Source organism: Myxococcus sp. AM011, from assembly GCF_013372595.1.
Taxonomy (GTDB): Bacteria; Myxococcota; Myxococcia; order Myxococcales; family Myxococcaceae; genus Myxococcus; species Myxococcus eversor.
In genome coordinates, this window is record NZ_JABXEM010000234.1 from 1 (window position 1) to 18317 (window position 18317).

At 69.8% G+C, this 18317-nt stretch carries 15 protein-coding genes; 9 read left to right on the top strand and 6 right to left on the bottom strand.

The window, feature by feature from the left end:
* Nucleotides 1-101: 101 nt before the first annotated feature.
* The 5 genes from HUW62_RS35750 to HUW62_RS35770 are packed head-to-tail and all read left to right on the top strand — an operon-like array spanning nt 102 to nt 4154.
* Complete coding sequence (locus HUW62_RS35750; protein WP_163864867.1) at nt 102-464, top strand: hypothetical protein; 363 nt, start codon at nt 102-104, stop codon at nt 462-464.
* On the top strand, nt 461-1501 hold the full coding sequence (gene coxB / locus HUW62_RS35755) for a cytochrome c oxidase subunit II (protein WP_176436977.1): 1041 nt from the start codon (nt 461-463) through the stop codon (nt 1499-1501). The genes HUW62_RS35750 and coxB overlap by 4 nt, the downstream gene beginning before the upstream one ends.
* Complete coding sequence (locus HUW62_RS35760; protein WP_176436978.1) at nt 1482-3116, top strand: cbb3-type cytochrome c oxidase subunit I; 1635 nt, start codon at nt 1482-1484, stop codon at nt 3114-3116. Before coxB ends, HUW62_RS35760 begins: the two co-directional genes overlap by 20 nt.
* Nucleotides 3106-3735 (top strand): cytochrome c oxidase subunit 3 family protein, encoded by a 630-nt coding sequence (locus tag HUW62_RS35765; RefSeq protein ID WP_163864864.1) that lies wholly within the window; start codon nt 3106-3108, stop codon nt 3733-3735. Before HUW62_RS35760 ends, HUW62_RS35765 begins: the two co-directional genes overlap by 11 nt.
* A gap of 11 nt (nt 3736-3746) precedes the next feature.
* Complete coding sequence (locus tag HUW62_RS35770) at nt 3747-4154, top strand: cytochrome C oxidase subunit IV family protein (RefSeq protein ID WP_163864863.1); 408 nt, start codon at nt 3747-3749, stop codon at nt 4152-4154.
* A 3-nt stretch (nt 4155-4157) separates the two neighbouring features.
* Here HUW62_RS35770 and HUW62_RS35775 read toward each other — a convergent pair whose 3' ends face one another.
* From HUW62_RS35775 to tgt, 3 genes are all read right to left on the bottom strand, one after another.
* Nucleotides 4158-4706 carry a hypothetical protein gene (locus HUW62_RS35775; RefSeq protein ID WP_163864862.1) on the bottom strand — a complete coding sequence of 183 codons (549 nt, stop codon included), beginning with the start codon at nt 4704-4706 and terminating at the stop codon, nt 4158-4160.
* 375 nt (nt 4707-5081) lie between these two features.
* A complete protein-coding gene (locus HUW62_RS35780; protein WP_176436979.1) occupies nt 5082-5927 on the bottom strand; it encodes an MnmC family methyltransferase in 846 nt (281 codons plus the stop codon).
* The gene (gene tgt / locus HUW62_RS35785) at nt 5924-7093 is read right to left on the bottom strand and encodes a tRNA guanosine(34) transglycosylase Tgt (protein ID WP_176436980.1); all 1170 of its coding nucleotides are present in this window, start codon (nt 7091-7093) and stop codon (nt 5924-5926) included. Before tgt ends, HUW62_RS35780 begins: the two co-directional genes overlap by 4 nt.
* 212 nt (nt 7094-7305) lie before the next feature.
* Between tgt and HUW62_RS35790 the strand changes: the two genes are divergently transcribed.
* Nucleotides 7306-8901 (top strand): ABC-F family ATP-binding cassette domain-containing protein, encoded by a 1596-nt coding sequence (locus HUW62_RS35790; protein ID WP_163864859.1) that lies wholly within the window; start codon nt 7306-7308, stop codon nt 8899-8901.
* Nucleotides 8902-8922: 21 nt separating this feature from the next.
* On the opposite strand, the gene HUW62_RS35795 is transcribed toward HUW62_RS35790, so the two are convergent.
* From HUW62_RS35795 to HUW62_RS35805, 3 genes are all read right to left on the bottom strand, one after another.
* Complete coding sequence (locus tag HUW62_RS35795; protein ID WP_240356290.1) at nt 8923-9372, bottom strand: Rrf2 family transcriptional regulator; 450 nt, start codon at nt 9370-9372, stop codon at nt 8923-8925.
* 113 nt (nt 9373-9485) lie between these two features.
* On the bottom strand, nt 9486-12794 hold the full coding sequence (locus HUW62_RS35800) for a chitobiase/beta-hexosaminidase C-terminal domain-containing protein (RefSeq protein WP_176436981.1): 3309 nt from the start codon (nt 12792-12794) through the stop codon (nt 9486-9488).
* 275 nt (nt 12795-13069) lie between these two features.
* Entirely contained in the window at nt 13070-14143 is a 1074-nt protein-coding gene (locus tag HUW62_RS35805) for a YihY/virulence factor BrkB family protein (protein WP_163864857.1), read from the bottom strand.
* 210 nt (nt 14144-14353) lie between these two features.
* Between HUW62_RS35805 and HUW62_RS35810 the strand changes: the two genes are divergently transcribed.
* The 3 genes from HUW62_RS35810 to HUW62_RS35820 form a co-directional block, all read left to right on the top strand.
* Nucleotides 14354-15913 (top strand): PEGA domain-containing protein, encoded by a 1560-nt coding sequence (locus HUW62_RS35810; RefSeq protein WP_176436982.1) that lies wholly within the window; start codon nt 14354-14356, stop codon nt 15911-15913.
* Nucleotides 15903-16898 (top strand): tol-pal system YbgF family protein, encoded by a 996-nt coding sequence (locus HUW62_RS35815; protein WP_163864855.1) that lies wholly within the window; start codon nt 15903-15905, stop codon nt 16896-16898. The genes HUW62_RS35810 and HUW62_RS35815 overlap by 11 nt, the downstream gene beginning before the upstream one ends.
* Before the next feature lie 34 nt (nt 16899-16932).
* A partial coding sequence (locus HUW62_RS35820; protein WP_176436983.1) for a serine/threonine-protein kinase occupies nt 16933-18317 on the top strand: 1385 nt, incomplete at its 3' end.

The window sequence follows — 18317 nt, forward strand, 5'->3', positions numbered from 1 at the left end:
GGCGGGCTGGCCGTGGCGGTGACGCTCTGGCGCGCGCGCGGCACCTATCCGGTGCCGGTGGGAGACCCCTATCTGGTCCACTCCCTCCAGGTGCGCCCGCCATGAGCGAACGCCAGCCACCGCCTCCCGAACAAGAGGCCCTGCCCACCGGCTGGTTGTTGCGCGTCGGTGGCGCGGCGCTCGCCCTCCTCGCGGCGGCCTGTGTCGTCGCGTGGGGCCTGTGGGTCTTGTGGCGCCCCGCGTTCCAGAACCCCGCGCCGAAGGAGCTGGGCGCGTGGGAAGTGGGACGCGTCAACCAGGCGCCCTTCACGCTGGATGGGCGCGCGGACGCGCTTCGGGCCCGACAGCGCGCGCGGCTGGACGGGTACGGCTGGGTGGACGCGGACGCGGGCATCATCCACCAGCCCATCGATGTCGCCATCCAGCAGCTCCTCTCCGAAGCGGGCGCGGAGGGCGCGCGATGAACGAGCTTCTGCGCCGGCTCTTCTTCCTCCCCGAGCAGGGCTCCACCTTCGCGGTGAAGGTGGACCACCTGCACTACTTCCTGTTCCTCACCACGCTGGTGGTGGCGGCGGGAATCGGCGTCACCGGCCTCACCTTCCTGGTGCGCTATCACCGGGGCACGGCCCCGACTCCCACGCCGCGCGTGGTGGCGCCCCCCTGGCTGGAGGGCCTGTTCATCGGCGTGCCGCTGTCATTTTTCCTGCTGTGGTTCGTGCTGGGCTTCCGACAGTACGTCTGGGTATCGAGCCCGCCCCGGGACGCGCTGGATGTCTATGTCACCGGCAAGCAGTGGATGTGGAAGTTCACCTATCCCGGAGGCCCCAGCGCCATCGACACGCTGGTGGTGCCCGCGGGCCGGCCCGTGCGGCTGCTCATCACCTCGCGAGACGTCATCCATTCCTTCTACGTGCCGGACTTCCGCATGAAGCGCGACGCGGTGCCCGGCCGCTACACGGAGATCTGGTTCGAGGCGCCGAAGCCCGGCCGCCACCTGGTGCTGTGCGCGGAGTACTGCGGGCTGGACCACTCGCAGATGCGCGGTGAGGTGGTGGTGCTGAAGCCCGCGGACTTCGAGGCGTGGCGGGCCGCCCAGCTCGGCGGCGTGCCGGTGGCGGGCCTGCCCGGCGCGGCCACCAAGCCCCAGCCGGAGTCGATGGCGGTCCGAGGCGAACACGTGGCCGCCGCGCAGGGGTGTCTGCAATGCCACACGATAACGGGCGCACCGCACATCGGCCCCACCTGGCTGGGATTGTACGGGCGACGGGAGCCGCTGGAGGGAGGGGGCGTGGTGCTCGCGGACGAGGCGTACCTGACCGAGTCGATGATGGACCCGCTGGCCAAGGTGGTCGCCGGCTACGTGCCCGTCATGCCCGGCTACCACGGGCGGTTGAGCGCGGAGGACGCAGGCGCGCTCGTGGAGTTCATCAAGTCCTTGCAGCCCACGCGCCCGGGGGTCACCGCGGCGCAGGAGCCCGCCTATGTCCCCATCCGCCGCTGAGCCCGAGCGCCTCCCGCCGGACAACTACCTGGCGGACGGCCACACCCTCTGGTCCTGGCTCACCACGAAAGACCACAAGCGCATCGGCGTGATGTTCCTGGGGCTGACGCTGTTCTTCTTCTTCATGGGCGGCGTGTTCGCCCTGGCGCTGCGCATCGAGTTGCTCACCCCGGGCCGCACCATCATGGGCCACCTGGCGTACAACCGGATGTTCACGCTCCACGGCGTCACCATGGTGTGGCTGTTCATGATTCCCGCCATCCCCTCCGCCTTCGGCAACTTCCTGGTGCCGTTGATGATTGGCGCTCGGGACGTGGCCTTTCCCCGGCTCAACCTGGCGTCCGTCTATCTCTACGTGCTGGGGGCCTCCATCGCGCTGTGGGGCATGTTCGAGGGCGGCGCGGACACGGGCTGGACGTTCTACACGCCCTACAGCACGACGACGGGCACCGCGGTGCTGCCGGTGTTGCTGGGCGTGTTCATCATCGGCTTCTCCACCATCGTCACCGGCCTCAACTTCATCGCCACGGTGCACACGCTGCGCGCGCCCGGCCTGGGGTGGATGAAGCTGCCGCTGTTCGTCTGGGCCGTCTACGGCACGGCCATCATCCAGGTGCTGGCGACGCCGGTGCTGGGCATGGTGCTGCTGCTGGTGGCGCTGGAGCGGGTGGTGGGCGCGGGCATCTTCGACCCGGCGCGCGGGGGAGATCCGCTGCTCTTCCAGCACCTGTTCTGGTTCTACAGCCACCCGGCCGTCTACATCATGGTGCTGCCGTCCATGGGCGTCATCAGCGAGGCGGTGAGCGCCTTCAGCCGCAAGAACGCCCTCAGCTACCGGATGATTGTCTATTCCACGCTGGGCATCTCCTTCGTGGGCTTCTTCACCTGGGGCCACCACATGTTCGCCTCCGGCCAGTCCACGTTCGGCGCGGGGGCGTTCGGCGCCATGTCGATGCTGGTGGCCATCTTCACGGCCATCAAGATCTTCTCGTGGCTGGGCACGCTGTACCGGGGCTCCATCGCGGTGGAGGCGCCGCTGATCTACACGCTCGGCTTCATGTTCTTCCTCTTCTTCGGAGGGATGATTGGCGTGGCGTATGCCACCACGTCGCTGAACCTGCACTGGCACGACACGTACTCGGTGGTGGCGCACTTCCACTTCATCATGGTGGGCGCCACGGTGATGGCGTTCCTGGCGGCGCTGCACTACTGGTTCCCGAAGATGTTCGGGCGCACGTTTCCGGGGAAGCTGGCCAACGGCGCGGCCCTCCTGGTCATCTTCGGCTTCATCGCCACCTTCGTGCCGCAGTTCCTGCTGGGCAACCTGGGCATGCCCCGGCGCTACGCGGACTATCCGCCGCACTTCCAGACCCTGCACGTGGCCTCCACGGCGGGCGCGTCACTGCTGGCGTTCGGGCTGCTCTGCATCGCGGGCTATCTGGCGTGGAGCCTGAGGTACGGGGCCATCGCCGGGGACGACCCCTGGGGCAGTGAGGGCTTCGAGTGGAAGTCACAGTCCCCACCTCCCACGCACAACTTCCCCGTCACGCCCGAGTACCCCACGGGGCCGCACGAGTACGCGCCGCGCGAAGCGGAGGTGCCGCATGCCGCCTGAGGCCGCCACGGAGCATTGGGGCTCCGAAGGGGCGCGCCAGCAGGCGGCGCACCTGGGCATGTGGATCTTCATCGCGACGGAGGTGCTGCTGTTCGCCAGCCTCTTCACGTCCTACGGCGTGTACCGCTCGGTGTATCCGGAGGCGTTCCGCGCCGCGCAGCTCACCATGGACGTGGGGCTGGGCACGCTGAACACGTTCCTCCTGGTGACGAGCAGCATCCTGGTGGCGCTCGCGGTGCACGCGGTGCGCGAGGACAGGCCAGGACTGGGGGGCGTGCTGTTGGGGGCCGCCGCGTTGCTGGGCATCGTGTTCCTGGCGGTGAAGGGCGTGGAGTACGCGCACCACGTGAAGGAGGGGAGCCTGCCCGGGGACTTCTACCGGCTGCGGGAGGTGCCCCAGGTGGGCGCGAGCCTCTTCTTCACATTGTACTTCCTGCTGACGGGCTTCCACGCCCTGCACGTGACGGTGGGCGTGGGGCTCTTGACGGTGCTCGCGGTGCGCTCGGCCTCCGGGACGTTCAGCGCGGCGTACACGACGCCCGTGGAGCTGGGCGGCATGTACTGGCACCTGGTGGATGTCATCTGGCTGTTCGTCTACCCCATCCTGTACCTGTCTTGAGGGGAGCGCCCATGGCGGGTGAGGACTTCGTCGAGGAGCCGGGGCGGCGGCTCAGCGTGTCTGGGGTGCTGGTGGTGGGCGTGGGACTGCTCGCCCTGACGGCGCTGACGTATCTGCTGCACACGCTGCCGCATGGGGCGTGGTCGCTGCCGGTGGCCCTCTTCATCGCGGGGGTGAAGGGCGTGTTGATTGCCCTCTTCTACATGCACCTGCGCGAGCAGCGCGGCAGCAACGCGCTGGTGCTGCTCACGTCGGTGGTGTTCGTGGCGGTGCTCCTGGCGGTGTGCGTGCTGGAGACGCTCACGCGCTTCGCGCCCACCATTCCACCGGGGCCGTTTCCGGTGGAGCCGCTGCCCGGGCTCGAGTCGGTGCCCAGGGCGGCGCGCCCGCCGGAGCCCGCGGGGCCGAAGCAGCCATGAGCCTCACCGAGGCGTGGGCCTCGGAGACAGGAAGCGGTGGCGCAGCAGGTCCAGACGGGTGAGGGCCTGGCGGACGGCGGGCACGGTGCCGAGCGCCGCCCCGAAGGCCACGTGCAGCGCGAGCAGGAGCGCCGAGGGGTCCTCGCGCGAAAGTGGAGGCGAGCCGAATGGCACCATCAGCCGCGTCATCACTCCCCACATCGACAGGCTGTAGAGCAGTCCCAGCATGAGCGCCGACACCGCGGTGCCCTTGCGCGGCAAGAAGAGCGCGAAGCCGGTGGCCAGCCCGCCCGCCACCGCGAAGTGGATGAGCACGCCGAGCAGCACGGCCCCGGTGCCCCGGGCGTCGCCCTGGCGGAAGACCAGGCCCGCGGTCAGGAGGGCTGGCCGCCAGGGGTCGCCGTGGAGCACCTCCGTGAACGCGCACGCGAGCACCGCCATCGCGAATGCCCCCAACGCGCCCACTACGGCGCCAGGGAGAATGACGTCACGCAACAGGTTCCAGGGCTCCACCGAGGCGAACCGGCCTCCATCATGTCCTCGGCTCCGCATCGTCTCCTCCTGAAGTCCCAGGATTGGGGCGCCGTTCAGGGTAGGCACGCACGCGCGGGCGCGAGAGGAACGCGGGTGCGCCGGCCCCCTCGTCCGGGGAGCGGTGCACACTCCTCCGTGGCTGGTTGGGAAAAGCGACATGAAGCAGGCCCCGGGGCCCAGGCGGCGGTGCGCACTCCCCCATGGCTGGTCGGGAAAGGCGGCATGCGGAGGGACGCGTCGCCGAGCAGGATGCGGCGAACACCTCGGGGGCGGCGGGTGGACCTACCCGCGCGCGCCCGCCACGACTGCCTCCGGAATCGTCAGGAGGGGCGCCTCAAAGAGTCCCGCGGAAGAGCAGGAATCAAGCGCCAGCTCCATCAGCAGGGAGTGGTGTCAGCGCCACTGCGGATGGGCCCGCACGCGAGCCTCGATATCGGGCGTCAACGTGGCCCCATGCGGTGCCCGGGACGACGAGCGTGTCCAGCGCTCCAGCCATCGCGTGCCCAGGGGCGAGGCCAGGGATTCGAGGCGCGTGGAGGCCACCGTCGTCTCTCCCTTCGTCCCCGTCGCCGCGCCCGCGCCCACGAAGAAGCCCGCGAGCAGCAACGTCACCCGCGTGGGCGTCGCTGCGCTGTAGGTCAACAGCAGCGCGCCCTCTCCGTCCTCTCGACAGTGTCGGCGCACCCGCGCGAGCACGGCCTCCGTCCACATGTCCGGGTTCGACGCGGGAGAGAACGGATCGAAAAACACCAGGTCCGCCACCGGCAGCGCCCCGTCCAGGTGCGGCACCGCGTCTCCCAGGTGCAGCCGCCAGCGCAGACCCGCCTCTTCCCAGACACCGTCGCGCATCAGCGTCTCGGCCGCCTCGCGAAACGGCTGGAGGAACGGAAAGCCCGCCGCATCCGCCAACGCCAGCCGCAGCGGCGCCAGGTCCACCTCGAAGCTGATGACCTCCAGCGTCCGGCGACGCGCGGCACCCAGCTCCCGCGCGCACGTCAGCGCGGCCACCGCGTTGGTGGCGGCCCCCAGCCCCACGTCGTGGATGACGAGCGGCGGGCCCTCCCGCGACAGCCGCTCCCCGAGCCGGGGCTGCTCCACGTAGAGGCCCAGGGCCTCCTTCCACGGGCCCACCGAGGGGTGCATCACCTCGCCATGCCCCAGGTGCCGCACCGCGCGCGAGCCGTTGCGCAGCGTGACGAGCTCGAAGTCCCCGTCGCGCGGGTTGCCCTCCTCGCTCATCCGACTTCCTTCAGCGTCACCTCGTTCGCGCTCGCCCCTTCCTTCAAGTCCTTGGGCGTGGCGATGGCCACCTTCAGCTCGCGCGCCACCTGCTCGTAGGTGCCGGACAGAATCCCCGCGCGAATGCGGCCCATCAGCTTCTGGTAGTGCCGCACGTTGTGCACCGACAGGAAGCGCGAGCCCAGGTGGTGCTTGCCCCGCATCAGGTGATGCAGATAGCCGCGCGTGTAGCTCTTGCACACATAGCAGTCGCACTCGGCGTCGAGCGGTTCGTCCGCCAGCCGGAACACATTGCGGGTGATGCGCACCAGTCCCTGGAAGGTGTACGCGTAGCCCTGCTGCGCCATCTTCGTGGGGATGATGCAGTCGAACATGTCCACGCCGCGCAGCACCGCCTCGATGAGGTCCGTCGGCGTGCCCACGCCCATCAGGTAGCGCGGCTTGTCCGTCGGCAGCGACGCGGTGGTGCGCAACGTCATCGACTCGCGCTCCGCCTTCGTCTCGCCCACCGCCAGCCCGCCGATGGCGAACCCGTCGAAGGGCAGCTTCGTCAGGAACTCCGCGCTCTCGTCGCGCAGGTTCGGGAAGACACCGCCCTGGACGATGCCGAACATCGCCTGGCCCGTGTCCACCTTGTCCTTCGCCGCCAGGCTGCGCACCGCCCACCGGTGCGTGCGCTCCATCGCCTCGCGCGTGCCCGCCTCGTCCGTGCGCGAGTCGATGCACACGTCCAGCACCATCATGATTTCGGAGTTGATGGCCTGCTGCATGGCGATGCTCGACTCGGGGCTGAGCAACTGCCGGCTGTTGTCGTAGAAGCTGCGGAAGTGCGCGCCCTTCTCCGTGATGAGCCGGTCCTCCGGCAGGGAGAAGATTTGAAAGCCGCCCGAGTCGGTCAGCACGCCCCCATCCCAGTTCATGAAGGGATGGATGCCACCGAAGCGCTGGAAGACCTCCGCGCCGGGCCGGAGCATCAGGTGGTAGGTGTTCGCCAGCAGGATGCTGGCCCCCGTCTGCTTCACCTCCTCCATGCCCAGATGCCGGAAGGCGGCGTGCGTGGCCACCGGCATGAACATGGGCGTGGGAAAGGCTCCGCGCCGGGTGTGAAGCACTCCGGCGCGCGCGCCGGTGGGGTCGGTGGTGACGAGCTCGAAACGAACGGCCATGGGCGGGGCCTTATACCCGTCATCCCTCCCCCCCGGTCCACCCGTGTCGCCCGTTCCCCCACCGTCCGGCCGGGCGGGGCCACAAGAGCCCGCTATTTCAGGGCATTTTTCGTTGTCTGCCGGGCGTTCAATGCGGTCACCGCGAGACGGATGGAGCGTGATTCCACGCTTCCTTGGCCGCTCCGCGTCAATTCCGCTACAAAGCGCCCGCCATGTTCAACGTCATCAACGTCTCCAAGGCCTACGGGCCCAAGAAGCTTTTCGAGGAGGTCAACGTCACCTTCTCCCCGGGCCGCCGCTACGGCCTGACCGGCCCCAACGGCGCTGGCAAGTCCACGTTCATGAAGATCCTCGCCGGAGACGAGGAAGCCGACATGGGCAACATCGTCCGGCCGCGCAAGCTGGGCATCCTCCGCCAGGACCACTTCCGCTACGAGGAGGAGCGCGTCCTCGACGTCGTGCTCATGGGCAACCTGCCTTTGTGGGCGGCCATGTCGGAGAAGAACAAGCTGCTGGCCAAGTCGGACATCACCGACGAGGACGGCAACCGGCTGGGCGAGCTGGAGGGCGTCATCGCCGAGGAGGATGGCTACTCGGCGGAGAGCGACGCGGCGACGCTGCTGGCGGGCCTGGGAATCGAAGAGGCCTTCCATGAGGGCCCCATGCGGCAGCTGACCGGCGGCCTCAAGCTGCGCGTGCTGCTCGCCCAGGCGCTGTTCGGCAAGCCCGAGGGGCTGCTGCTCGACGAGCCCACGAACAACCTCGATATCGACTCCATCCGCTGGCTGGAGAACTTCCTGCACGAGTACGAGGGCGTGCTCATCACCATCAGCCACGACCGGCACTTCCTCAACTCCATCTGCACGCACATCGCTGACATCGATTACGAAGCCATCATCCAATACAACGGTGGCTACGACGACATGGTGCGGCAGAAGTCCCAGCTGCGCACCCGCGTGGAGTCGGAGACGGAAGAGAAGAAGAAGAAGATCGCCCAGCTCCAGGACTTCGTGGCGCGCTTCCACGCCGGCACCCGCGCCTCGCAGGTGCAGAGCCGCATCAAGCAGATCGACAAGCTGAAGTCGGACGACCTCAAGCGCTCCAACATCGCGCGCCCGTTCATCCGCTTCGACCAGAAGGTCGTCAGCGGCAAGCAGACGCTCATGGTGGAGGGCATCAGCAAGTCCTTCGACGGCGTGCCCGTCATCCGCCCCTTCAACGCGCTGGTGTGCAAGGGCGAGCGCGTCTGTGTCATCGGCCGCAACGGCGTGGGCAAGTCCACCCTGGTGAGGATGCTCGCCGGCCAGTTGGAGTCGGACACCGGCAAGATTGGCTGGGGCCACCAGGCCTCCGTCGGCTACCTGCCGCAGGACCACCACGGCGTCGTGCGCAAGGGCACCACCTGCTTCGGCTGGCTGCGCGACCTGCACGACAAGCTCACCAACGAGGAGATTTCGGGCGTGCTCGGCCGGATGCTCTTCTCCGGTGAGGAGCGCATGAAGAACACCGACACCCTCTCCGGTGGTGAGACGGTGCGGCTCTTGTTGTCCAAGCTGATGATCATGCAGGACAACGTGCTCGTGCTCGACGAGCCCACCAACCACCTGGACCTGGAGTCCATCTCCGCGCTCGCCGAGGGCCTGCAGAAGTACGAAGGCACGGTCATCGTCGTGACGCACGACCAGGAGCTCATCTCCGAGGTGGCCACGCGCATCTGGTCGCTGGAGGCGGGCCGCGAGGTGCTCGACTTCAACGGGCCCTACGCCGAGTTCCGCGAGAAGCACGCGGCCGTCGCGGCCCGCCGCTGACCGGTGCGCCCCCCGCGCCGCTCAGCCCGTCGGGTTGAGCGCGCGGAAGCGGGCCGTCAAATCCTGGGACATCTGGGCCACGGTGGTGCCCTCCAGGCTCTGCTTCAACGCGGCCTCCGCCCGGCCGAAGACGCCTTCCAGGTACTCGGCCACGCAGGGGCCGATGGCGCAGTCCGGAGCGGGGCCCACCGGGTGCCGGCCGAACAGCTCCGCGCCCTCCTCCACCGACTCGTAGATGTCCCGCAGGGTGATGTCCTCGGGGCGCCGGGCCAGCGTCACTCCGCCGCGAGCGCCCCGCTTCGTCTCCACCAGCCCCGCACGCGCCAGGTCTCCCAACAGCCGCCGCACCACGACGGGGTTCGTCTGGATGCTGCGCGCCATCACCTCGGACGTCAGCGGACCGGCCGCGTCACCCGAGCACTTCGCGAGCATCGCGAGGATGTGCGCCGCCATGGTGAATCGGCTGTTCACTCGCCCTCCGGGCTGGAATGGAGACCTCGAAGGTTACCTATCGTCGGACCCGACGGCATGCAACCCGGCATTCCCCGACTGCCGGGCTGCTCGTCGGGTTGGAGCCCCGGGACTCAGGGATTCACGAGTCCGAAGGTACCCGGCCCCACGGCCCAGTCCCAGAAGTCGTTGTGGTCGCCCGAGACGATGCGGCCCACGGTGTACTGATTGCCGAGCGCCGCGAAGGCATACGACCAGTCGACGGTGATGGCCCATGCGTTGGGGACGCTGGTGTACGAGCAGAAGGAGCGGTCGCACGTCGCGGGAGACCACTGGCCCTGGCCCTGGAGCACCGAGAGGTCGGTCAGGAAGTTGGCGAAGGTGTTGCCTGGAATCGTGACGGCGAGGCCGTCCTGGGGGGCGCCAAACGGGTTCAACACCCGCAGCACCCGGTTGCCCGTGTTGATGCTGAAGGAGGAGCCGCCGTGGAAGTCCCACGCGGTGTCATGCGTCGCGGGATACAGCGCCCGGGGGTGCTCCGTGGGACTGGTCAGCTCCGAGCGCGGACCCGCCTCGCCCAGCGCGAGGTCCGGGTTGATGTGCATGACGATGACGTCACCGGCCTGCACGTCCACGTCGGGGAAGGTCGCGAGCGGCGTGGGGCTCGCGTCCAGCGTCAGCGTCATGCCCGTCACCGGACCGGACTGGAGGACGAGGAACTCCACGAGGTCGCGGCCCGCCGACATGTTGGGAGCCACCTCGGTGATGCGCAGGCGCGCGGGCGGCGCGAAGCCCCGGAAGGCCGCGGTGTGGTTCGGCGCCTGCACGCCGTCACCCTTCAAGTCCCGCAGCGTCGCGGCGACCTGGACGACGTAGCTCCCGCGCGGAGTCTGCGCCGTCGTTGTGACGAGCACCTCCCGGGGCGACTGGAGCGTCGCGCCGGTGACGGTGAGGCCATTGATGGTGAACTGCGCCCCCGAACCCGCGAGGCTGGCCGCGGCCAGGTTCCGGTCGAAGCGCACCAGGAGCTCCGTCGCGGAGCGGGCCTGCGCCTCCAGGACCTTCGGGGGCGGGCACCGCTGCGCGGTGAGCTGCTGGGGGACCCAGATGGACGGCTGCGTCGTCGTGGAGGTCATCGTGAAGAGCCACAGCGGCGCGGTGAGCGAGACTTCACAGCCCTGCGTCAGCTCCAGCGAGTCGTTCACCGACGTCACCACGCGCAGGCGGAACAGGGCGGCGCTGGAGGAGTTGGCGGGGACGCCCGTCGTCACCAGGGGCGCCTGGACGTGGTCCGTGCCCGACGCGGAGAAGGGACCGTTGACCACCCCCTGCAGGGAGATGAGCTCGGAGTCGAGCTGGTCGCGAAGCATGGGCACGTCCACGGAGCTCACCTCCTGGGCCAGCATCTCCACGGGAAAGCCCTGGGCGCGCACGGCGAAGGTGCCTGCGTCGATGCTCGCGCGGCGCATGCCATTCCAGGTCCGGAGGCCGACCACGAGGACCCGCACCGAGTTCCCCACGACGGGAGGAGGCGTGAGCAGGGAGGGGTTCACCTCCACGAAGAGCGCGGGCCCCTCCTTCTTCGCCTGGAGGAAGAAGCCCGGGCCATCGTTGGAGAAGTTGCCCACGCCCGGCTTGACGAAGGTGACGATGGCATTCTCGATGGGCAGAAACGGCACGTTGCCATCCGCCGTGGCGCGCACCGCAGCGATTTGCGCCGAGGCGTTGGTGAGCACATCCGGCACCACATAGGTCTCCCGCCGCGACTGCTCCTGGTTCCCCACGGTGTCCACCGACCTGAAGTTCAGCGTGGTGTTCTGCGTGAAGAAGAGCGGGCCGGTGTACAGCGGAGAGGTGCTGGAGACCGGCGTGCCATCCAGCGTGTAGCGCGTCTCACCGCACCCGGCGGGCGCATCCGTGCACGTGAGCCGCACGGTGACGGGGCCGCTGAACGTGCCTCCAGGGGGCGCCGCCTGCGTGACGGGGGCCGACCCATCGAGGGTGTAGACCTGGAGGCGCGCTGCTTCCAGGTTGCCCGCGACGTCCCTCGACACGAAGCGCAGGCGCGTGGTCGCCGAGAGCGTGAGAGGGCCGGTGTAGCGCTGTCCCGTCGTCGGCGTCGGCACGCTGTCGTCCAGGGTGTACCAGGTCTCCGCGCAGCCGCTGCCCGCGCCGTCTCCGCACGCAAGCGTCACCGTCCGCGAGGTCCGGAACACGCCGCCCTCGGGCTGGGCCACGGTGGTGGGCGCCGTCGAGTCCAGAAGGATGGAGTACGTCTCCGTCACCGCCACTCCCACGTTGCCGGCGGCGTCCACCGCGAGGAAGCGCAGCGTCGTCGTCGCCGGGAGCGCCAGTGGCGCCGTGTAGCGCGGCGAGGTGGTGCCCGGCGCGGTGCCATCCGTCGTGTAGTGCAGCGCGGAGCAGCCGGCGCCTCCCGTGTCGTCGCAGCTCAAGCTCACCGACTGCGCGGCGGTATAGGTGCCGCCCTGGGGCGTCGCGGAGGCGGTGGGCGGCACGGTGTCGATGACGTACGTCTCGATGCCCAGCGCGCCGACGTTCCCGGCCGCGTCCACGGAGAAGAAGGAGACCGTCGTCGTGGAGGTGAGCTGGAGCGGGCCGCCATAGACGGGGGAGTCCACCGTCGGCGTCGTGCCGTCCAGCGTGTAGCGGATGCGGGCACAGCCGGTGCCGCCCGCGTCGTCACACGTGAGCGAGACCTGCGTGGAGCCGGCGAACAGTCCCCCGCGAGGAGCCGCGACGGAGACGGGCCCGGACGTGTCGACCGAATAGAGTTCCGTGCCCTCCGGCGACACGTTGCCGGCCCGGTCCAGGGCGATGAAGCGCAGCCGCGCACCGGCAATCAACGTGAGGGGCGCCGCATAGCGCGGCGACGTCCCTGACGGAACGGAGCCATCCAGCGTGTAGTGGATGCGCTCGCAACCGGAGCCCGTGCCGTCGTCGCACGTCAGCGTGACGACGAGCGGAACCCCGTGCGGCCCCGAGCCCGGCGAAGCGGAGACAGTGGGCGGCGCCTCGTCCACGACGAACTCCGCCGAGTGCGCGCTCTCGCTGTTGCCGTCGCGGTCCAGGGAGAAGAAGCGCAGCGTCGCGCTGGCCTCCACCATGACGAAGGCCGAGTAGAGGATGGACCGCGTCGTCGGTGCGCTGCCGTCCAGTGTGTAGTACGTGGCCTCGCAGCCGGAGCCCGTCCCGTCGTCACAGGTGAGCGTCACCGTGGCCGGGGCGTTGAAGAGACCTCCCGCCGGAGACACCGCCGTGGTGGGAGCGGTGGTGTCCTTCGTCGGCCCCGCATCCGGGGTTTGCCCGGCATCCGGGCTCGGGTCCGGATCCGGGTTCGAGCCACCCCCACCGCATGCGCTCACGAGCGCCAGGATGAGCAGCCCTCGCAACACGTTGAAAGAAAGGGAAGGGTTCCGCGACATCGAAGCTCCTGGAATGAGGCTCGCCCTTCCCCGGCACCGGAGCAGGACGGACAGGCGAGAGGCGTCAGGGGGGTGGCGCACCCGTCGGCGAACGAACGCCGACAGCGGGGGCGCAGACTCTCACCGGCTTCGTGGACCGCGCAAGAACGCTGGAGGTCCTCGCGGGCTCGCGGCGCGTCTTGAATGGAGAGTCCCCGGTCCCGCCCCGCGTTGGCGGAGGCCTTGGACCAGGGACCTGGAAGAACCGCCTGTCGTCCAAGTCGAGGCGCGCGGCCTCAGCGATGGGTGCTCCGCCGCAGGAAGAAGACACCCAGGCCCAGGCCCGCGGCCCACTTCGCGGCGGCGGCCAGCGGGGTCTGCCGGAGCTTCGGGGGCGCACCGGGGGTGAGGCTCGCGCCCGTCACCGGGTCCACCGCGGGCCGGAAGTCCTTCGCGCCCGGAAGGTCCGCCCCGCCCTGCTCCAGCTCCGTCTTGGTGGCCAGCACCGCCTTGCCCTGCCCCGGCACGTGCTGTCCCGGCGCCTTCCCCTCGGGAGAGCGCTGCTCCAGGATGGAGTTGATCTCCGCGCCCAGCAGCACCACCTGCGCGGACAGCCACATCCACAGCAGCAGCACGATGACACCGCCGATGGCGCCGTAGTTCACGTCGTACTTGCCGAAGTTGGCCACGTACTTGGAGAAGGCCCACGACGCCGCCACCCAGATGAGCACCCCCACCACGGAGCCCGGGGTGATGAAGCGGAACCGCTGCTTCGCGTTGGGCAGGACGTAATAGAGCACCGCCCACAGGAACATCATCAGCAGGCCCGCCACGGGCAGGCGCAGCCACAGCGCCACCGTGGACGCGGGGCCCGGCAGCTTGCTGGCCAGCGCGGGCGTGGCCACGGCCGCGAGCGCCGCCAGGATGGCCACCACCGCGGCCACCAGCGTCGTCGCCACAGCGATGAGCCGAAGCTTCCACACCGGGCGCGTTTCCTCGACGCCGTACGCCGTGTTCAGTGCGTCCATCAACGCGACGATGCCCCCGGAGGCCGCCCAGATGGCGCCCACGCCACCCACCGTCAAAAGCCCCACCGGGTTGCTGTCCGCCAACGCCGAGATGCGCTGCCCCAGGATGGTCGTCACCTCCTTGGGAGCCACCTTGCCCAGCTCCTGGATGAGCACCTGGGCCTGGTTCGGGTCGATGAGGACGCCCGCCAGCGACACGAGGAACAGGAGGAAGGGGAACAGGGCCAGGATGGCGCGGAACGTCAAAGCCCCGGCGACGTCGCCGACATCATCGCGTTTCCACTCGTCCTTCAGGAGCTTGAAGAACTCCCACCACCCCATGCCCTTGCCTGGCAAGACCATCTCGTCCCCTCACACATGTAAGCCCCGGGGAAGATGGCCATGCGGACCCTCGGTGGCGCCCCTGCCCGGATGGGCAGCCTCCCTGGCTGCTCCGCCCTCGGGGAGCCGGCTTCCTGAAAAACATTTCATCCGCTAAAAAACACCCGGCGCCCGTTTCCCGCCCTACCCGGGCACACGGGACTCACCGCCTCAGCCCGCCCCGAGGACGCAATGTTCGTCGCCTCTCTCCTGAGTGTCAGCCTGGCGCTGGTCGCCAGCGCGACACCCGGCGCCGCCCCCGAAACCCGCGCCGAGGCCCCGGCCCACACCCTCTGGCTCGTCCAGCCCATGTACCCAGGGCAGGACGCCCTGGTGAAGCGGACCGAGGACGGCATCGTCGCCCTGCTGCCGGGGGACGTGAAGCCTCGACAGGTGGTGGGCGTGGGCGCCCTGGCCACGCACCTCCAGGGCAAGGTGGGAGACCTGGGCTGCCTCGCGGGTGGCGCCCGGTGCCGGGAGCCCCTGGGGACCTATCTGGCGTCGCTGGGCCTGGAGCGCGTGGTGCTGGTGCGCGTGGGCCAGGACGACGCGGGCTACCGCTTCCGCGCCGTGAGCGTGCGTTCGGAGAGCGGCGCGCGCGCGGAGGCGGAGACGAGCAACCCCGCCTTCGAGAAGGCCCTGGCGGGCGTGCTGGTGAAGTTCCTGTCCCTCAACGCGGTGGTGGAAGCGGTGTCCGAGCCCGCCGGCGCCACGGTGTTCATCGACGGGGTGAAGATGGGCGTCACGCCCTACGCCACGGAGGTGCTGCCCGGCGAGCACACGTTCCGCTTCGAGCTGGCCTCGCACCTGCCGAAGGAGGAGACGCGCGTGGTGGGCTCGCGCGAGCAGGTGAAGCTGCGGCCCGCGCTGGAGAAGGTGCCCGCGCGGCTGGTGGTGAAGGCCCTGCCGGAGGGCACTGAAATCTCCGTGGACGGCAAGGTGGTGGGCAAGGACGCGGTGGACCAGGGCATCCAGCCCGGCTCGCGCACCCTGCGCCTTTCGCGCGAGGGCTATGAGCCGCACGAGGTCCAGGCGGATATCGCGCCGGGCGCGACGTACACGCTGGAACAGGAACTGAAGCCCACGTCGATGCAGGCCTTCAAGCTGGCCATGAAGCGGCGGCAGGAGGCCACCATGGCGCGGCAGAGCTACCTGGAGGCGGCCTACGAGTTCACCAGCCTCACGTCCGACACGCTCACCGCGCAGCCAGTGAAGACGGAGGGCGGGCTGAGCGACGTGCGCGGCAACGGCGTGCGTGCTCCGGGCTCGCGCAGGCTGCGAGGGCTGGGGCTGGAGTACGGACGGTATGGCCAGTACTTCGGCGTCATGCTGGTGGGCGCCACCTGGTACTCCACCGGTGACGTGTGGACGATGGGCGTCAACGTGCCGCAGGACGTGCAGAACCCGAACGTGGCCGGGCTCACGCAGGTCAGCGCCAAGGTCCAGATGCTGTCGCTGCGCGCGCTGCAGCCGCAACTGCGCTACGTGCTGGGGCCGGTGTCCTTCGCGATTCAAGCGGGGCTCGACGTGAAGGGCGCGCTGGCGAAGGAGGAGGACGATGGCTCCGGCGACTCGCCCCGCTTCGAGGACGGCCTCTACGCGTTGGACCTGCACGCGTCCGGACAGGCCACCGCGCGCATCTTCGTCTACGAGGGGCTGTATGCCTCCGTCGCGTACCAGCGGGGCTTCTCGCTGCTGAGCAAAATCGCGGGGACGAGCAACTTCCGTGGAGGGGTGGGTTATGCGTTCTGAGTCGCGTCGACTGCTGCTGACGTGTGCGCTCCTGGTGTGCGGCGCGGCCGGGGCGGAGCCGCTCGTGGGGCCCTCCGTGGGCAACGCGGACGCGCTCGTCGCCGAGGGCACGAAGCTCTACAACAAGCGCAAGTACGCGGACGCCTCACGCGTGTTCCTCCAGGCCACGCGGGCGAACGCCACGCTGCTGCCGGCCTACCTGGGTCTGGGGCGCGCGCGCATGGGCGCCAAGGAGACGGCGGGCGCGTGCGCCGCGTATCGCGCCTGGTTGAAGAGCGCGCCGGACATCCAGGAGCGCCCCAAGGCGAAGGGCGAGCTGGACCTGTGCGAGCGTCAGCTCAAGGCCGCGCGCAAGAAGAAGAAGAACCAGGTGCCCGCGGACCTGACGGCGCGGCACGTGGAGCTGAAGTCCGACTTCTTCGAGGCGCTGGAGGCCGGCACGCTCTTGGGCGCTGGGAGCGCTGGCGAGAAGCTGCGCACGTTGGTGACGGAGGGCTATCTGGGCACGGACCTGGCGGAGATGGGCACGCGCCTGAGCACCGCGAGCCGCGCCGCCGCCGAGGACGTGCACCAGCGCGCGCTGAAGGGCGAGGCGCTGGAGACGGAGCGGTTGCGCGCCGGACGCGAGCTGTTGGACCTGGCGAAGGACACCGGAGAGGCGGCGCCCCAGGCCCCCGCGCAGGGCCTGTTCCTGGACGGGCTGGCCGCGCTGCGGGGCAACGACTCCAAGGGCGCGGAGGGGCTGTTCGCCAAGGCGGCCACGGCGGCGCCGGGCGTGACGGAGTACCGGGTGTGGCGCGCTGCGGCGCTCCAGCGGGCCGGTGACTTGAGTGGTGCGCTGTCGGTGATGGAGGCGGAGCTGCCGGAGGACCCGCGCACGGATCTGCTTCGCGCGGCGGTGGCGCAGCGCACGTCGAAGGAGGACGGCGCGCGGGAGCTGGAGCGCCTGCTCTTCCAGCGCTACGCCGCGCCCCCGTCCCGCTGACGTCGCCCCCACCTCACGGTCAGGAAGGACTTGGATGGCCCTCTTCATCTGTCAGCGGTGCGAGAAGGAGCACGACACCTGGGCCGGTTCCTGCCCGGGCTGTGGCAGCACCGAGCTGCTGAAGGTCGCCCCTCAGGTGGACCGGATGCTGGGCCGCACGGTGGCGGGCCGCTACCGCGTCATCAAGCGCCTGGGCCAGGGCGGCATGGGCTCCGTGTACCTGGCGGAGCAGGTGGGCATCGGTCAGCAGGTCGCGATGAAGTTCCTCAACAGCAACCTGTCGTTGGACCCCGACGTCGCGCGGCGCTTCCTCAACGAGGCGAAGAGCTACGCGCGCGTGGGCCACCCCAACGCGGTGACGCTGCACGACTTCGGGCAGGATGAAGAGGGCAGCCTCTACATCTCCATGGAGTACGTGGAGGGCGATGACCTCAAGCGCCTGCTGACGAACGTGGGCCGGCTGAGCCTGCATGAGGCCGGGGACATCATCCTCCAGGTCGCGGACGTGCTGGCGTATGCGCACGCGCGCGGGGTGGTGCACCGGGACTTGAAGCCGGAGAACGTGATGGTCCGGCAGGGCATGCGCGGCTGGCACGTGAAGGTGCTGGACTTCGGCATCGCCCGCATCGCCGACGGAGCCACCCGGCTGACGGCGCAGGGCGCGGTGGCCGGCACGCCGCGGTACATGTCCCCCGAGCAGGCCATGGGACAGGACGTGGACGCGCGCGCGGACATCTACGCGGTGGGCGTGGTGCTCTTCGAGCTGCTCACCGGAGTGCAGCCATTCGACGGGACGAGCCTCGCGGACATCATGCAGAAGCAGGTGCACCAGGCCGTTCCCCGGCTGGTGGACGTGGTGGGGGATCTGGACATGCCCGCGCTCGACGCGGTCATCCAGAAGGCCACGGCGAAGAAGCGCGTGGAGCGCTACACCACGATGGAGGCGTTCGCCGCGGACCTGAGCAACGCGCTGCCCACGATGTCCGGCCGGCCCGCCATCAGCGGCGTCAGCCCCGTGGTGAAGCCGGGTACGCCGGAGACGACCTCGCCGGGCACCATGATCTACGGCGACGGCACCGAGGACACGATGCTGCGCGGTGCCTCGGTGCCGACACCGCCCATTGACGCGGGCCTCTACAACACCGGCCGCGTGGCCCCCATCCCCCTGACGCAGCCCGCGCCGGGCATGCCCGAGCTTCCACAGCGCCCCGCCGCGAGGGACGGGTTCGACAAGACGGCGCACGCGGCCTCGCCCTATGCACCGCCTCCGAGCGGGCGCTCCGGCTGGGTGCTGGCCCTGAGCGTCGCGGGCGCGCTGCTCGCGGGCGGGTTCGGCGTGATTGCCCTGCGCGGTCCTCCCCCGGTTGACGGCCACGGCCCCCCGGGCGCCTACGGCGCGGGGGACATGGGGCACCCGCC

What these genes read in the sequence shown, in the direction of transcription:
- HUW62_RS35760 (WP_176436978.1), top strand. Translation starts at nt 1,482, where the DNA reads ATGTCCCCATCCGCCGCTGAGCCCGAGCGCCTCCCGCCGGACAACTAC.
- HUW62_RS35815 (WP_163864855.1), top strand. Translation starts at nt 15,903, where the DNA reads ATGCGTTCTGAGTCGCGTCGACTGCTGCTGACGTGTGCGCTCCTGGTG.
- HUW62_RS35750 (WP_163864867.1), top strand. Translation starts at nt 102, where the DNA reads ATGAGCGAACGCCAGCCACCGCCTCCCGAACAAGAGGCCCTGCCCACC.
- HUW62_RS35810 (WP_176436982.1), top strand. Translation starts at nt 14,354, where the DNA reads ATGTTCGTCGCCTCTCTCCTGAGTGTCAGCCTGGCGCTGGTCGCCAGC.
- tgt (WP_176436980.1), bottom strand. Translation starts at nt 7,093, where the DNA reads ATGGCCGTTCGTTTCGAGCTCGTCACCACCGACCCCACCGGCGCGCGC.
- HUW62_RS35805 (WP_163864857.1), bottom strand. Translation starts at nt 14,143, where the DNA reads ATGGTCTTGCCAGGCAAGGGCATGGGGTGGTGGGAGTTCTTCAAGCTC.
- HUW62_RS35770 (WP_163864863.1), top strand. Translation starts at nt 3,747, where the DNA reads ATGGCGGGTGAGGACTTCGTCGAGGAGCCGGGGCGGCGGCTCAGCGTG.
- HUW62_RS35765 (WP_163864864.1), top strand. Translation starts at nt 3,106, where the DNA reads ATGCCGCCTGAGGCCGCCACGGAGCATTGGGGCTCCGAAGGGGCGCGC.
- HUW62_RS35780 (WP_176436979.1), bottom strand. Translation starts at nt 5,927, where the DNA reads ATGAGCGAGGAGGGCAACCCGCGCGACGGGGACTTCGAGCTCGTCACG.
- coxB (WP_176436977.1), top strand. Translation starts at nt 461, where the DNA reads ATGAACGAGCTTCTGCGCCGGCTCTTCTTCCTCCCCGAGCAGGGCTCC.
- HUW62_RS35800 (WP_176436981.1), bottom strand. Translation starts at nt 12,794, where the DNA reads ATGTCGCGGAACCCTTCCCTTTCTTTCAACGTGTTGCGAGGGCTGCTC.
- HUW62_RS35775 (WP_163864862.1), bottom strand. Translation starts at nt 4,706, where the DNA reads ATGCGGAGCCGAGGACATGATGGAGGCCGGTTCGCCTCGGTGGAGCCC.
- HUW62_RS35790 (WP_163864859.1), top strand. Translation starts at nt 7,306, where the DNA reads ATGTTCAACGTCATCAACGTCTCCAAGGCCTACGGGCCCAAGAAGCTT.